General features: G+C 74.5%; 13 protein-coding genes and 1 tRNA gene. 9 read left to right on the top strand and 5 right to left on the bottom strand.

Annotated elements, in window-relative coordinates:
• Positions 1 to 48 precede the first annotated feature (48 nt).
• Positions 49 to 131: transfer RNA gene (locus tag ACWIZO_RS06885), tRNA-Leu, on the bottom strand.
• Positions 132 to 338: 207 nt separating this feature from the next.
• On the opposite strand from ACWIZO_RS06885, the gene ACWIZO_RS06880 reads away from it, so the two are divergent.
• The 7 genes from ACWIZO_RS06880 (at position 339) to pknB (ending at position 10,103) form a co-directional block, all read left to right on the top strand.
• Positions 339 to 1,163, top strand: a complete 825-nt coding sequence (locus ACWIZO_RS06880) for an FhaA domain-containing protein (RefSeq protein WP_448641750.1) — start codon at positions 339 to 341, stop codon at positions 1,161 to 1,163.
• 37 nt (positions 1,164 to 1,200) lie between these two features.
• Positions 1,201 to 1,659, top strand: coding sequence for an FHA domain-containing protein FhaB/FipA (locus ACWIZO_RS06875; RefSeq protein WP_089405435.1), 459 nt, complete (start codon positions 1,201 to 1,203; stop codon positions 1,657 to 1,659).
• Positions 1,660 to 1,702: 43 nt separating this feature from the next.
• Entirely contained in the window at positions 1,703 to 3,154 is a 1,452-nt protein-coding gene (locus ACWIZO_RS06870; protein WP_448641749.1) for a PP2C family protein-serine/threonine phosphatase, read from the top strand.
• Positions 3,151 to 4,566: an FtsW/RodA/SpoVE family cell cycle protein gene (locus tag ACWIZO_RS06865; RefSeq protein WP_448641748.1), complete on the top strand. Its 1,416-nt coding sequence runs from the start codon at positions 3,151 to 3,153 to the stop codon at positions 4,564 to 4,566. Before ACWIZO_RS06870 ends, ACWIZO_RS06865 begins: the two co-directional genes overlap by 4 nt.
• Positions 4,563 to 6,011: a peptidoglycan D,D-transpeptidase FtsI family protein gene (locus tag ACWIZO_RS06860; protein ID WP_448641747.1), complete on the top strand. Its 1,449-nt coding sequence runs from the start codon at positions 4,563 to 4,565 to the stop codon at positions 6,009 to 6,011. Before ACWIZO_RS06865 ends, ACWIZO_RS06860 begins: the two co-directional genes overlap by 4 nt.
• Entirely contained in the window at positions 6,011 to 7,960 is a 1,950-nt protein-coding gene (locus tag ACWIZO_RS06855) for a protein kinase domain-containing protein (RefSeq protein ID WP_448641746.1), read from the top strand. Before ACWIZO_RS06860 ends, ACWIZO_RS06855 begins: the two co-directional genes overlap by 1 nt.
• 136 nt (positions 7,961 to 8,096) lie before the next feature.
• The gene (pknB, locus tag ACWIZO_RS06850) at positions 8,097 to 10,103 is read left to right on the top strand and encodes a Stk1 family PASTA domain-containing Ser/Thr kinase (protein WP_448641745.1); all 2,007 of its coding nucleotides are present in this window, start codon (positions 8,097 to 8,099) and stop codon (positions 10,101 to 10,103) included.
• A gap of 73 nt (positions 10,104 to 10,176) precedes the next feature.
• Here pknB and ACWIZO_RS06845 read toward each other — a convergent pair whose 3' ends face one another.
• Together ACWIZO_RS06845 and ACWIZO_RS06840 are read right to left on the bottom strand one after the other, a co-directional pair.
• Complete coding sequence (locus ACWIZO_RS06845) at positions 10,177 to 10,827, bottom strand: aminodeoxychorismate/anthranilate synthase component II (protein ID WP_446757994.1); 651 nt, start codon at positions 10,825 to 10,827, stop codon at positions 10,177 to 10,179.
• Between the two features lie 41 nt (positions 10,828 to 10,868).
• Positions 10,869 to 11,633, bottom strand: coding sequence for a DUF881 domain-containing protein (locus ACWIZO_RS06840; protein ID WP_448641744.1), 765 nt, complete (start codon positions 11,631 to 11,633; stop codon positions 10,869 to 10,871).
• A gap of 132 nt (positions 11,634 to 11,765) precedes the next feature.
• On the opposite strand from ACWIZO_RS06840, the gene crgA reads away from it, so the two are divergent.
• Both crgA and ACWIZO_RS06830 read left to right on the top strand, forming a co-directional pair.
• Positions 11,766 to 12,038 carry a cell division protein CrgA gene (crgA, locus tag ACWIZO_RS06835; RefSeq protein WP_448641743.1) on the top strand — a complete coding sequence of 91 codons (273 nt, stop codon included), beginning with the start codon at positions 11,766 to 11,768 and terminating at the stop codon, positions 12,036 to 12,038.
• Between the two features lie 506 nt (positions 12,039 to 12,544).
• Entirely contained in the window at positions 12,545 to 12,952 is a 408-nt protein-coding gene (locus ACWIZO_RS06830) for a PH domain-containing protein (protein ID WP_448641742.1), read from the top strand.
• A 130-nt stretch (positions 12,953 to 13,082) separates the two neighbouring features.
• Here ACWIZO_RS06830 and ACWIZO_RS06825 read toward each other — a convergent pair whose 3' ends face one another.
• Together ACWIZO_RS06825 and ACWIZO_RS06820 are read right to left on the bottom strand one after the other, a co-directional pair.
• On the bottom strand, positions 13,083 to 13,850 hold the full coding sequence (locus tag ACWIZO_RS06825) for a rhomboid family intramembrane serine protease (RefSeq protein ID WP_448641741.1): 768 nt from the start codon (positions 13,848 to 13,850) through the stop codon (positions 13,083 to 13,085).
• A gap of 137 nt (positions 13,851 to 13,987) precedes the next feature.
• Positions 13,988 to 14,521 (bottom strand): peptidylprolyl isomerase, encoded by a 534-nt coding sequence (locus tag ACWIZO_RS06820; protein ID WP_091368626.1) that lies wholly within the window; start codon positions 14,519 to 14,521, stop codon positions 13,988 to 13,990.
• Positions 14,522 to 14,571 lie beyond the last annotated feature (50 nt).

Raw genomic sequence — 14,571 nt, 5'->3', positions numbered from 1 at the left:
GGGAACGCGAACGGCCCCCGGGGATCCCCGGGGGCCGTCGTCGTGGTGTGGGCAAGGGGGGAGTTGAACCCCCACGTCCTCTCGGACACACGGACCTGAACCGTGCGCGTCTGCCATTCCGCCACTTGCCCTGGCGAGGAAGGACAGTAGCAGCCACCGGGCGCAGGCCGGCGCAGGGGTCGGGCGGCGCCGCACGCGCCGTGCGGGCTCCCGGCAGGGGACGGCGGACCGGGCCGACCCGGCTCGGGGCGTCACGCGTTCCTGGCCGGTCGCGGCACCGTCACCCGGCTACGATCATCGGGAGTGTCACCGGTCCGGGCGAGCGTGGAGGAGCGACTGTGGGCGTGCTGCAGCGCTTCGAGCGACGACTCGAGGGCATGGTCGGCTTCGCCTTCGCGCGCATCTTCAAGGGCAAGGTCCATCCTGCCGAGATCGCCAAGTCGCTGCAGCGCGAGGCCGACGAGCAGCGCTCGGTGCTCGGGGAGGGCCGGGTCCTCGCACCCAACGTCTACGACGTGAAGCTGGGCTCCACCGACTACGAGAACCTCGCCGAGTGGTCCGGTCAGCTCGCCGCCGAGCTCGCCGACATGGTCGCCGAGCACATCCAGGGCGAGGGCTGGCAGGTCTTCGACGAGGTCCAGGTGCGCCTCGAGCGCGACGAGGACCTGCCCACCGGGGTGTTCGAGGTCAGCTCGCACGTGGCCGACCCCGCCCGGCCGGCCTCCCGGGCCGACGCCGCCGCGGTGCCCCCCGCCCCACCGCCGGTGACCGGCTCGGGCGCCGTCCCGCCGCTGCCGCCGCTGCGCGGCCGGGTGGCCACCGACACCGGCAAGCAGCACCCGTCGATGGTCGGCCGCGCCGGCACGAAGCCCGGTGTCACGCACGTGCTCGTCGTCGACGGGCCGGGGACGCGGCACGAGCTGACCACCGGCCGCAACGTCATCGGCCGCGGCACCGACGCCGACATCCGGCTCCCGGACACCGGGGTGAGCCGCAAGCACGTCGACGTCGTGCTCGACGGCGGCACCGCCTTCGCCGAGGACCTCGGCTCGACCAACGGCACGCTGGTCAACGGGCGCAAGATCACCCGGCAGGCGCTCGCCGACGGCGACGTCATCCGCATCGGCCACTCGGTCCTGGTGTACCGGCAGGACGGCACGTGAGCGAGCTCCCGGGTGTGCACAGCAGCGGGAGCCGGCCGTGACCGCCGAGATCGTCCTGCAGGTCTTCCGCTTCGGCTTCCTGCTGCTGCTGTGGCTGTTCATCTTCGCCGCGTTCCGCGTGGTGCGCGCCGATCTGTTCGGCGGCCGCGCCGGGCGGGTGGCCTCGGTGCCGCCGCGGGCGGCCGCTCCCGGCCGCAAGCGCGGCCGCGGCCCGCGCACGCTGGTGGTGACCGCCGGCCCGCTGACCGGCACCAAGATCACTCTCGGCGAGCAGCCGATCCTCATCGGCCGCGCCGACGACTCCACCCTCGTGCTCACCGACGACTTCGCCAGCTCCCGGCACGCGCGACTGACCAACCGTGGTGGACAGTGGTACGTCGAGGACCTGGGTTCCACCAACGGCACCTACCTCGACCAGCAGCGGGTGCAGGGCCCGCTGCTCGTGGCTCCGGGCCAGCCGATCCGCATCGGCCAGACCGCCCTGGAGCTGCGGTGACGACGACCAGGGGGAGCGGCAGTCCAGACGTGAGCAGGGTCCGATGAGTCTCGCGCTGCGCTACGCCGCCCGTTCCGACCGCGGTCTGGTCCGCGGCAACAACCAGGACTCGGTCTACGCCGGGCCCCGGCTGCTGGCCGTGGCCGACGGCATGGGGGGACACGCGGCCGGCGACGTCGCCAGCAAGGTGGTCATCGCGGCCCTCGAGCACCTCGACGACGACGCGCCCTCCGGCGACATGCTGCAGGCGCTGCGCGCGGCGGTGTTCGACGGCAGCGAGCACCTGCGCGAGGTGATCCGCGAGTCGCCGCAGCTGGAGGGCATGGGCACCACGCTCACCGCCGTCCTGTTCGCCGGCGGCCGGCTGGCCCTCTGCCACGTCGGCGACTCGCGGGCCTACCTGCTGCGCGACGGCGTGCTGCAGCAGATCACCCACGACGACACGTTCGTGCAGACGCTCATCGACGACGGGCGGATCACCCCCGAGGAGGCCAACCACCACCCACAGCGCTCGCTGCTGCTGCGGGCGCTCAACGGCCAGGACGTCGACCCCGACCTGTCCATGCGCGAGGCCCGCGCGGGCGACCGCTACCTGCTGTGCTCCGACGGTCTCTCCGGCGTCGTGAGCGAGGAGACCCTCGCCGAGGCCCTCAAGGACCCCGATCCGCAGTCGACCGCCGACCGGCTCATCGAGCTGGCGCTGCGCAGCGGCGGGCCGGACAACATCACCGTGATCGTCGCCGACGTCGTCGAGGACAACGGCTCGGGCATCCTCATCGAGCCGGTCGTCGACGGCGCCGCCGGGGACAACCGCGGACAGCGCGAGGTGGACCCCCGATCGGCGGCCGGGCGGGCCGCGCTGGCCGACCCGCCACCGGCTCCACCACCCCCGCCGACAGCACCCACGGCCGCCGCACCCCCCGACCGCCGCCGCCCTCGGCGGCGGCTGTTCCTCGCTGTGGGGACGGTTCTGGTCCTGGTGGCCGGCGGGATCGCCACCTGGCTGTGGGTGCTCACCCACTGGTTCGTCGGGGTCGCGGCCGCCGACGACGGCGACCGGGTGGCCGTCTTCCGCGGGTTCAACACCGATCTGCTGGGCCTGGACCTCTACCGGGTCGACGACGTCACCGACATCACGCTGGACGACCTGAGCTCCTACGACCAGAACAGCGTCCGGCAGGGCATCGACGCCGGCGACGCCGCCGACGCCCAGCGCATCGTCGCCGACCTGCACGACGCCGCGCTCCCCGAGTGCCCCTCCACCGCGGCCGCCGCGACGTCGGCGTCCCCCTCCCCCGAGCCGCCCGCCGCACCCTCGCTGCCGCTGCCCGACGGCGCCCTGCCCGCGCCCGAGACCGGCGCGGCGCCCGCGCCCGACACAGCCGCCCCGACCACCACCGTCCCGACGACCACCACCGTCCCGACGACCACCGCGGCCTCGTCGACGTCGACGGAGACGCCCGAGCCCGGAGTCGAGTGCCGGGAGGCGGAGTGATCGGCGGCCCCACGACCGACCCCCGCTCGGCGGCGCCGGGCACGGCCACCCCCACTCGGCGCAACACCGAGCTGGCGCTGCTGGGCTTCGCCGTCCTCATCACGCTCGCGGCGCAGTGCATCGTCGACCTCACCGTCACCGGCTCGCTGCGCGCGGAGCTGGTCACCTTCGGCGGCTGGTTCGCCGCGCTGTGGGCGGTGCTGCACCTCGTCGTCCGCCGGTTCGCGCCCTACGCCGACCCCCTGCTGCTGCCCGCGGTCGCGCTGCTCTGCGGCCTGGGGCTGACCATGATCCACCGCCTCGACCTCGCCGGTGAGCAGGGCGGCACCGCAGGGGGCGAGGACGCGCCGGTGCAGCTGCTGTGGGCGACCGTGGGCTCCGGCCTGTTCATCGCCGTGCTGGTCGTCCTGCGCGACCACCGGCTGCTGTCCCGGTTCGCCTACACCCTCGCGCTGGTCGGGCTGGTCCTGCTCGCGCTGCCCGCCGTGCTGCCCGCCTCGATCTCGGAGGTCTACGGCGCCAAGATCTGGATCCGCGTCGCCGGCTTCAGCATCCAGCCCGGCGAGTTCGCCAAGATCTGCCTGATCGTCTTCTTCGCCTCCTACCTGGTCGACAAGCGCGACGTGCTCGCGCTGGCCAGCCGCCGGGTCGTGGGCCTGGAGATCCCGCGGGCCCGCGACCTGGGCCCGGTGCTGGTCGCCTGGGCGCTGTCGATCCTCGTGCTGGTCTTCGAGCGCGACCTGGGCAGCTCGCTGCTGCTGTTCGGCATCTTCGTGGTGATGCTCTACGTCGCCACCGAGCGCGCCAGCTGGCTGCTCATCGGGCTGGCCCTGTTCGCCGGCGGCGCGTTCCTCGCCTACCAGGTCTTCGGGCACGTGCGGGTGCGCGTGGACACCTGGCTGGACCCCTTCGCCTACCGCGACGAGGGCGGCTACCAGCTGGTCCAGTCGCTGTTCGGCCTGGGCACCGGCGGGCTGTTCGGCGCCGGGCTCGGCGGCGGGCGGCCCGACCAGGTGCCGGTGGCCAAGAGCGACTTCATCGCCGCCGCGCTCGGCGAGGAGCTGGGCCTGTTCGGCCTGGTCGCGATCATCGTCCTCTACCTCATCCTGGTCGAGCGCGGCCTGCGCACCTCGCTGGTCGTGCGCGACGCGTTCGGCAAGCTGCTGGCCGGCGGGCTGTCCTTCGCCATCGCCTGGCAGCTGTTCGTCGTCCTCGGCGGCGTCACCGGCCTGCTGCCGCTGACCGGCCTGACCACCCCCTTCGTCGCCTACGGCGGCTCGTCGCTGGTGGCCAACTTCGGGCTGGTGGCGGTCCTGGTGCGGATCAGCGACGCCGCGCGCCGCCCGGCCGCCCCGCCTGCACCGCCGAAGCCGGCGATCGGCGAGGCGCCCACCGAGGTGGTGACGCCGTGAACGCACCCCTGCGCCGTGTCGCCATCAGCGTGCTGGTCCTGTTCACGCTGCTGATCGTCAACGTCAACGTCATCCAGGTCGTGCGCTCCGACGAGCTGCGCGAGGACACCGGTAACACCCGGGTGCTCACCGAGGAGTACTCCCGCGAGCGCGGCTCGATGGTCGTCGACGGCACCGAGGTGGCGCTGTCCACGCCCACCCAGGACACGCTGAAGTACCTGCGCCAGTATCCGGAGGGCCCCACCTACGCCGCGGTCACCGGCTACTACTCGCTGCTCTACAACAGCTGGCAGATGGAGAAGGCGGCCAACGACGTGCTCGCCGGCTCCGACGCCCGCCTGTTCACCCGGCGGCTGGCCGACCTGTTCACCGGCCGCGACCCGGCCGGCGGCGACGTCGTCCTGACCCTCGACGCAGGCGTCCAGGAGGCCGCGATGGCCGGGCTCGAGGGCGTCACCGGCGCCGTCGTGGCGCTCGACCCCGCCACCGGCGCGGTGCTCGGCATGGCCAGCACGCCCACCTACGACCCGGCGCAGCTGTCCAGCCACGACCCCGACGCCATCCGCGCCTACGCCGCCGAGCTCGACGCGATGGACGCCGACCCGCGGCTGAACCGGGCGATCCAGGACAACTACCCGCCCGGCTCGGTGTTCAAGGTCATCGTGTCGGCGGCGGCGCTGGCGAGCGGGGAGTACACCCCCGACACGGTCATCCCGGCCCCCGACACCCTGACCCTGCCGGACACCTCCACCCAGCTGCGCAACTTCGGCAACTCCTCGTGCAGCAGCAGCCAGGAGCAGTCGCTGATCGACGCGCTGACCATCTCCTGCAACACCGCCTTCGCCCAGCTGGGCATCGACCTCGGCGAGGACCGGGTGCGGGAGATGGCCGAGGCCTTCGGCATGACCGGCGACGGCCTGGAGATCCCGCTGGAGACCGCCGGCAGCAGCGTCGGTGACATCGAGAGCGAGGCGGCGCTCGGCCAGAGCTCGATCGGCCAGCGCGACGTCCGGATGACCCCGCTGCAGGCGGCGATGGTCGCCGCCGCCGTGGCGAACGACGGGACACTGATGACGCCCTACCTGGTCGACCAGGTGCGCGCCCCCGACCTCACGGTCATCGACCGGGCCGACCCGGAGGAGCTCTCCGAGCCGGTCAGCGCCGAGGTGGCCGGCCAGCTGACGGAGATGATGGAGAGCGTCGTGGCCAACGGCAGCGGACGCGCCGCGCGCATCCCGGGCGTCGCGGTGGCCGGCAAGACCGGCACCGCGCAGGTCGCCCCGGACGTGCCCGACCACAACTGGTTCATCGGCTTCGCCCCGGCCGACGACCCGCAGATCGCCGTCGCGGTGTTCGTGGCCAACGGCGGGGGTACCGGAGGCGACACCTCCGCACCGATCGCCCGCGAGGTGATCGAGGCCTACCTCGAGGGTCAGGGGGGCTGATGGCCCTGTCCACCGGCACCGTCCTGGCCGGCCGCTACGAGATCACCGAGCCGATCGCGACCGGCGGCATGGGCGAGGTCTGGCGCGCCCGCGACCGCGTGCTCGACCGGATCGTGGCCGCGAAGGTCCTGCGCAGCGAGTACACCGGCGACCCGAGCTTCGTGGCCCGGTTCCGCAACGAGGCCCGGCACACCGCGGCCCTGTCGCACCCGAACATCGCCTCGGTCTACGACTACGGCGAGACGACCGCCGACGGCGGCCCCGGCCAGCTGGCCTTCCTCGTCATGGAGCTGGTCGAGGGCAAGCCGCTCGTGCAGATCCTCCACGAGGAGGGCTCGCTGCCGGTCGACTGGACGCTGCACGTGCTCGGCCAGGCCGCCGACGGGCTGTCGGCCGCGCACGCCGCGGGCGTCGTCCACCGCGACATCAAGCCGGGCAACCTCATCGTGCGGCCCGACGGCGTGGTCAAGCTGACCGACTTCGGCATCGCCCGCACCCGCGACGCCACGCCGCTCACCCGCACCGGGATGGTCGTGGGCACCGCCCAGTACCTCTCGCCCGAGCAGGCCCAGGGCATGGAGGTGACCGCGGCCTCCGACGTCTACTCCCTCGGCGTCGTCGGCTACGAGTGCCTCACCGGCGGGCGGCCCTTCGACGGCACCTCCCAGGTCGCCATCGCGCTGGCGCACATCAACCGGCCGCCGCCCCCGCTGCCCGCCGACATCCCGCCCGCGGTGCGCCAGCTCATCGGGCGCGCTCTGGCCAAGGACCCCCACGACCGGTTCACCGACGGCGCGGACTTCGCCGCCGCGGTCCGGGCGGTCGCCCAGGGCGGGGGAGCGGCCCCCGCGGCGGCGGCCACCGGGATCGCGGCCGCCGCCACCGAGGTGATCCCGGAGGTCGGCGGCGACGGCACACGTGTCTTCGGCGGTCCGGTCACCGGCGCGGCCGCGGGGGCCGCCGCCGGTGCCGCCGCGGCGGCCGCGGGCCCGCGCACCGGGGGGCGGCACGCGGCCGGTCCGCGGACCATGCCGCCGCTGCAGGGTCCGCCGGTCGACGACGAGGACGACCGCGGCTGGGACGACGCGCCGGCCGCACCGCCGCAGCCGCGGCGCAGCGACCGGCGCGACGACCGGCGCCGCGGCAACCGCCGGTGGCTGTGGCTCGTCGCCGCCCTGCTCGTGGCCGGCCTGGTGCTCGGCGCCTTCTTCCTCCTCCCGGGCGGCAGCGGCGACGACGCCGGCACCACCACCGACGCGACCACCACCAGCGCGCCGTCCTCCGGGGCGACGAGCGCGGTGGCGCAGCAGGTGGCCATCGGCGCGGCGTCGGACTACATCGGCGAGGACGCCGACGACGTCGAGGCCGACCTGACCGGGCAGGGCCTCACGGTGGAGCGCACGGAGGCCACCGACGCCCAGCTGCAGGCACTGGGCGTCGAGCTGGATCCCAACGACGTCGCCGGGATCGACCCGTCGGGCACCTCCGTGGCACCGGGCTCCGTGGTCACCCTGACCGTCGCGGTCGACGGGTACACGCCCGAGGAGGAGACCCAGGACGGCGGCTCGAGCGAGCAGACCGAGGACGGCGACCAGGGCGACAGCGACACCGGGAACGGCAACAGCGGTCAGGGCAACGGGAACGGGAACGGGAACGGCAACGGCAACGGCGGTCAGGGCAACGGGAACGGGAACGGGAACGGTAACCAGACCCAGGCGCCGCAGACGACCGCCCCGACCACCACGGCGCCGCCCACCACGAGCGCGGCGCCGACGAGCAGCTCCGCGACCACCCAGCCCGGCCAGTCCGCGCCGGCCCCCTCGGCGGTGACGCCTCCCGTGCCGACGGCGAACAACGGCACCGGCAACACCGGCCGCGGCGACGGCGCCGGCGCGGACGCCTCCTCGCCCGCCGCCCGAGGGACCGCGGCGGAGGGCCCGACGGAGTGACGCCGCTCCACCGCGCCGTCCCGGGATCGGGCAGCCCGGCCGTTACGCTGCCCGCCGGGAAGGGGTCCGTCCCCGGCGCTCTCCCGTGCCCGGGCCCGCCCGCCGCGCGCCAGCGCACCGCTCGAGAGGACCACCGATGACCACCCCCCAGGTGCTCGGCGAGCGCTACGAGATCGGCGGGGTGCTCGGCCGTGGCGGCATGGCGGAGGTCCACCGCGGACGCGACCTGCGCCTGGGCCGGGAGGTCGCGGTCAAGGTCCTGCGCAGCGACCTCGCCCGCGACCCCTCGTTCCAGGTGCGGTTCCGGCGCGAGGCGCAGGCCGCCGCGTCGCTGAACCACCCCGCGATCGTGGCCGTCTACGACACCGGCGAGGACCGGACGACGATGGGGGCGACGCCCTACATCGTCATGGAGTACGTCGAGGGCGAGACGCTGCGGGACGTGCTCCGCCGCGAGGGCGTGCTCCGGCCCGAGCGGGCGATGAGCCTGGCCGCCGACATCTGCGCGGCGCTGGACTTCAGCCACCGCAACGGCATCGTGCACCGCGACGTCAAGCCCGGGAACGTGATGATCACGCCCCAGGGCACGGTCAAGGTCATGGACTTCGGCATCGCCCGCGCGGTGTCGGACTCCGCCGCGACGATGACCTCCACGGCCGCGGTGATCGGCACCGCGCAGTACCTCTCCCCCGAGCAGGCCCGCGGCGAGGCCGTCGACGCCCGGTCCGACGTCTACTCGGTCGGGTGCCTGCTCTACGAGCTGGTCACCGGGGCGCCGCCGTTCACCGGCGACTCCCCCGTCTCGGTGGCCTACCAGCACGTCCGGGAGGACCCGCGGCTGCCGTCGTCGGTCAACCCGGCGATCCCGGCCGACCTCGACGCGATCCTGCTCAAGGCGCTGTCGAAGAACCCGGCCAACCGCTACCAGTCGGCCGCCGACATGCGCAACGACCTGCTCCGCTCGCTGGCCGGGCAGCGGGTCGAGGCCACGCCGGTCATGGGCGACGAGGAGAAGACCACCATCCTCGGCGTCACGCCCGGCTTCCCCGGCGGCGAGGACGGCTGGGACGACGACGCGGCGGCCCGCCGGCGCAGGCGCAACCGGCTGATCGCGCTCACCGTCGGCGCGCTGGTGCTGATCGGCGCGGTGGTCGGGGTGGCGCTGCTGGTGAACAGCTCCGACGGGGAGCCCGCGGCCACGACGCCGCAGGTGTCCGTGCCGGACGTGGTGGACCAGCAGGAGCAGGCGGCCCGCAGCCAGCTCGAGGAGGCCGGCCTGACCGTCGGGCAGGTCACCACCGAGGCCAGCAGCGCCGAGCAGGAGGGCCTGGTGCTCAGCACCGACCCCGCCGGCGGCGCGCGGGTCGACCGCGACAGCGAGGTCGCCCTGGTGGTGGGCGCCGGACCCGACACCCTGACGGTGCCACCGATCGTCAACCTCGACGCCGACGACGCCCAGACCGCGCTGCGCAACGCCGGTTTCACGGGGAACGTCAACACCGACCAGGTCGACTCCCTCGAGGACGAGAACACCGTCGTCGCCGCCGACCCGGGTCAGGGCTCGCAGGCCGCCCCGGACACCGACTTCACGCTGCAGGTCTCCGACGGCGACGCCGCGCTGCCCGACGTCACCGGCCAGGACGAGGCCACCGCCCGCGACACGCTCAGCACGGCCGGCTTCACCCGGGTGAGCACCGAGGAGGTCGACTCCGACCAGCCCGCCGGCACCGTCGTCGCCAGCGACCCGGCCGCCGACACGCAGGCCTCGGCCGACGAGCAGATCACGCTGCAGGTGTCCGGCGGCCTCGCCGAGATCACCATCCCGCGGGCCGTCGTCGGCGCGACCGAGCAGGCCGCCCGGCAGGCGCTGGCCCAGGCCGGCTTCACCGGGAGGATCACCGTGCAGGACGTGGCGGCCGAGGAGGGCCAGACCGTGGGGACGGTGGCCGGGAGCGACCCTGAGCCGGGCCAGACGGTGGCGCCCGACGGGCAGATCACGCTGATCGTCTACCGGGAGGCGCCCGACGACGGGAACGGCAACGGCAACGGCAACAACACCGGGAGCGGCAGCGGCACCGGCAGCGGCACCGGCACCGGCACCACCGGGGGCGGCGCCGACGGCGACCCGAGCACCCCGGGCTGACCCGGCACAGCACACGACGAGGGCCCCCTCCCGGACGGGAGGGGGCCCTCGTGTCGTCGCAGGACTGGGGAGCTCAGCCGGCGGCGGCGGAGAGCCGGCGGGCGCCGGCCGCGGCGGCCTCGACGACGTCCGGGTCCGGTGCCAGGCCGCAGGCCTCCAGCCAGGTGGCCAGCATCCGGTGCCCGCCCTGGGTGAGCACCGACTCGGGGTGGAACTGCACGCCCTCGACGGGCAGCTCCCGGTGCCGCAGCGCCATCACGATCCCCGACGGGGTCGTCCCGGTGACCTCCAGCTCGGCGGGCACGGTCGTCCGGTCGACGGCCAGCGAGTGGTAGCGGGTGGCCGTGAACGGCGAGGGCAGCCCGGCCAGCACGCCGACGCCGTCGTGGACCACCTCGCTGGTCTTGCCGTGCAGCAGCTCCGGCGCGCGCACCACCTCGGCACCGAAGGCCTCCGCGACGGCCTGGTGGCCGAGGCACACGCCCAGCACCGGCGTGCCGGCCTCCGCGGCCGCCCGCACCATCGGCACGGTCACGCCGGCGCCGGCGGGGGTCCCGGGGCCGGGGGACAGCAGCACCCCGGCGACGTCGAGGTCGGCCAGCTCGTCGACGCCGACGGCGTCGTTGCGCCGCACGACGCACTCCACGCCCAGCTGGCCCAGGTACTGCACCAGGTTGTAGACGAAGCTGTCGAAGTTGTCGACGACGAGGACGCGACGGCTCACCGTCCCTGTGTACACCGGCGGGCGGTGCACCCGCCCCTGGTTCAGCCGTCGGCCGCCGTGGCGTACTGCATCGCCAGCGGGCCGTCGTAGGCCGGCAGCGTGAGGTCGGCCTGCTCGCGGAAGGCGAAGCCCAGCCCGTAGTCGTCGACGGCCTGCAGGAACAGCTGCACCTGCGGGGAGGCGTAGAGCTGCGTGCGGATGGTGGCGGGGTCCCCGATCGCGCTCACCACGAACGGCGGTGACCACGTGCGGCCGTGCAGCAGCAGCACGTTGCCCACGCAGCGGACGGCGCTGGTGGCCACCAGCCGCTGGCCCATGACCGCCACACCGTCGGCGCCGGCGGCCCAGACGGCGTTCACCACCGCCTGCACGTCGGACTGGTGGATGACGACGTCGTCGGGCCGGGCCCCGGTGGGCAGGCTCCCGTCGGGACGGCGCGGCGCGTCGTCCAGCGTGATCTCCACGCCGCGCCCGCGCAGGGCCACCAGCCCCGCCGACAGCGCGCCGCCGTCCGCAGCGGCCTGGGCGGCGGCGACCGCGCCGTCGCGGGAGGCCGCCTGGTCGGTGAGCGCCTCCGCCCGCCGCTGCAGGTCGAGCAGCTGCGCCTCCTGGTCGGCGATGACCTCGTTGCGCTGGGCGATCAGTGTCGAGAGCTCGGTGACGTCACCGGCGCGCAGGTCCGACCCCTGGGCGGTCTGGCTGGAGGTGGCGAACAGCAGCCCCGCCGCCAGCGCCACCACGGGCACGAGGGCGCCCCACGCCGAGCGCCCGCGCGGCGGGGTCCCGGGTGTCGGTGGCGGGGTCACGGGGGCCTCCAGGGACACGTGGGGGAGGGACGGCCCGCGTGCGGACCGCCCTGGTCCACCCGCAGCTTAGGCTGGGACGAGTGCGTGCCGGTCGCGACGGACCGGTGCCCCGGGGAGCAGGAGTCGGTACGAGTGCCCAAGTCGAAGGTGCGGAAGAAGTCGGTCTACACGCCGCCGGAGGGCGTGCTGCGGTCCCGGGCGTCGCAGGCGCGTGCCGCCCAGCCCAGCCCGCGCTGGTACGCGCCGCTCATGGTCACGCTCATGGTGCTCGGGCTGCTGTGGATCGTCGTCTACTACGTGGCCGGCGACCAGATCCCGTTCATGGTGTCGCTGTCGGCCTGGAACTTCGCCATCGGCTTCGGCGCCATGGTGCTCGGCCTGGTCATGTCGATGCGCTGGCGCTGACGGCGGGGCCCCGCGGAGGGGCCGGCGACCGCCCGACGAGGCCCTCGTCCCCCGGGGACGGGGGCCTCTCGTGTGTCCGGGGGTCTACACCAGCCGACCGGACGCCGGTCCCCCGGGGGGCAGCGGCCGCTGTACACAGGCGGTCGGCCCGTCCACAGGTCGACATGGCGCTCCACCCCCAGGGTTGTCCACCACGTGTGGAGAACGCCTGTTCGACCACACGTCGCTGAGCTGGGCGGATGTGGCGCGTGGGACAGGTGTGACGAGAAGAGCGGCCGAGTAACTACAGCTCTGTGCTTTGTCCCCAGGTGTGTACCCAGCTGGGGACAAGCCGACAAGCGGCTGCGGACGGACGATCACCCTGCGCAACCGACCACTCCATATCGAGGAGTCGACACGCGCGGTGAGCAGGCCAGATGCGACCTGGCGGGCGGCCGTCCCCAGGGACGCGGGCCTGTGGACGGACTCGGCCACGTCCGGCCGCGGTCGCCTGGGAGGCTGGGGACGTGCAGTGGTCGGCGCGGACGGGGGGGACGGTCACCCTGGCCCTCGCCGGCGCGCTGCTCGGACTGGCCGCCGTGGGGCTCGACGCCGTCGGCAGGGTGCTGGTCGGCGCGGCGGGACTGCTGCTGCTCGGCCTCGCCGTCCGCGACGTGGTCCTGCGGCCGCGGCTGTCAGCAGGTGACGGCGGCGTGGAGGTCCGGACACTGACCGGCCGGACGCGGCTGCCCTGGCCCGGCCTGCGGGTGCGGCTGCGGACGACCAGCCGGCTGGGGGTGCGCTCGCGGTTGCTGGAGCTCGACACCGCCGGCGGTCCGGACGACGACGGGACGCTGGTGCTGCTGGGCCGCCGCGACCTGGGCACCGACCCCGCCGCGGTCGCGCAGACGCTGGAGGCCCTGCGCCCATCATGACGTGCTGGGAGGCCTCTCCGCGGGGGCCCGCCGCGAGCCCGCGAGCGCCAGCGAGTGGTGGGAGGCAGGCGGCCCTCCTGCAGAGGCCCGCCACGAGCGCCAGCGAGTGGTGGGGGGCAGGAGGGTCCTTCTAGAGGCCGAGGACCACCACGGGGACCGAGACCGCCAGCGCGAGGGTCACCAGCACGGCGACGAGGAGCACCAGCCCGGCCGCCTGCAGCCCCGCGCGGCCCCGGCCGAGGACCAGCAGGCCGGTGGCGAGGACACCGGCGACGAACCCGCCGATGTGCCCGAGCAGGGAGACCCCCGGCAGGAAGCTGATGACGACGTTGATGGCCAGCAGGGTGAGCAGCCCCCGCAGGTCCTGCCGGGCGACGAGCATCAGGACGCCCAGGGCGCCGAGGAGGCCGTAGAGGGCCGCCGAGGCCCCGGCGACGGGGCGGCCGGGCTCACCGAAGAGCTGGATGGCCACCGAGCCGCCGAGGGCGGAGACCAGGTAGACCGCCAGGTAGCGCCACCAGCCCAGCCGGGCCTCCAGCTCGGGGCCGAAGACGAGCAGGCTGAGCATGTTCAGCAGCAGGTGGGTGATCCCGATGTGCAGGAACGCCCCCGTGATCAGCCGCCAGTCCTGCCCGAAGACGTCGACGAGGACGGGGACCTGGGAGAACTCCTGGAAGACCGGGGAGCGCCAGTTCTCCAGCGCGCTCTCGCCGGCGGAGACCGCGGAGACGGCGGTGACGAGGAAGACGACGACGTTGATCGCGACGAGGGTGGTGGTCACCGGGCCGAAGCGGCGGCGGACGGCGGTCCAGCGCGGGACCGGCCGGGCGCGGCGCACGCCGGCGTTGCCCGCCCGGACGTCGTCGGGGCACTGGAAGCCGACCGAGGCAGGCGTCATGCACTCGGGGCAGATCGGCCGGCCGCAGCGGGTGCAGCGGACCCCGGTCGGCCGGTCGGGGTGCCGGTAGCAGGTGGTCGGCGGGGGCGCCGGCGGCGGTGGGACGTCGCCGGCGCCCCCGTCGGACGGAGAGGCGGTCAGCTGCGCTGCACCTCGACCGACTGCAGGACGACGTCCTCCACCGGCCGGTCACCGCGGGCGGTGGCGACCTTGCTCAGCCGGTCGACGACCTCGCGGCCGGCCTGGTCGGCCACCTCGCCGAAGATCGTGTGCTTGCCGGTCAGCCACGGGGTGGCGGCGACGGTGATGAAGAACTGCGACCCGTTGGTGCCGGGGCCGGCGTTGGCCATGGCTAGCAGGTAGGGGCGGGTGAAGGCCAGCTCCGGGTGGATCTCGTCGCCGAACTGGTAGCCGGGGCCGCCGATGCCCTGCCCCAGCGGGTCGCCGCCCTGGATCATGAAGCCGTCGATGATCCGGTGGAAGACGGTGCCGTCGTAGAGCCGGTCGGTGGTCTTCGCGCGCGTGCGCGGGTGGGTCCACTCGCGGCGCCCCTCGGCCAGGTCCGCGAAGTTCGCGACCGTCTTGGGCGCGTGGTCCGGGAACAGGTCGACGGTGATGTCGCCGTGGTTGGTGTGGAGCACGGCACGGCGTGCAGGAGTCGCTTCGGTCACGACGTCCACTCTCCCATCCCGTGCCCGGGCGGTCCCGCGGGACGAGCAGC

The sequence above is a fragment of the Geodermatophilus sp. URMC 63 genome (assembly GCF_053502565.1).
This window is presented reverse-complemented; position numbering and strand designations above follow the sequence as displayed.

Excerpts from the sequence above, each read along its gene's own strand:
- ACWIZO_RS06870 (WP_448641749.1), top strand. The coding sequence starts at position 1,703 with ATGAGTCTCGCGCTGCGCTACGCCGCCCGTTCCGACCGCGGTCTGGTC.
- pknB (WP_448641745.1), top strand. The coding sequence starts at position 8,097 with ATGACCACCCCCCAGGTGCTCGGCGAGCGCTACGAGATCGGCGGGGTG.
- ACWIZO_RS06825 (WP_448641741.1), bottom strand. The coding sequence starts at position 13,850 with ATGACGCCTGCCTCGGTCGGCTTCCAGTGCCCCGACGACGTCCGGGCG.
- ACWIZO_RS06855 (WP_448641746.1), top strand. The coding sequence starts at position 6,011 with ATGGCCCTGTCCACCGGCACCGTCCTGGCCGGCCGCTACGAGATCACC.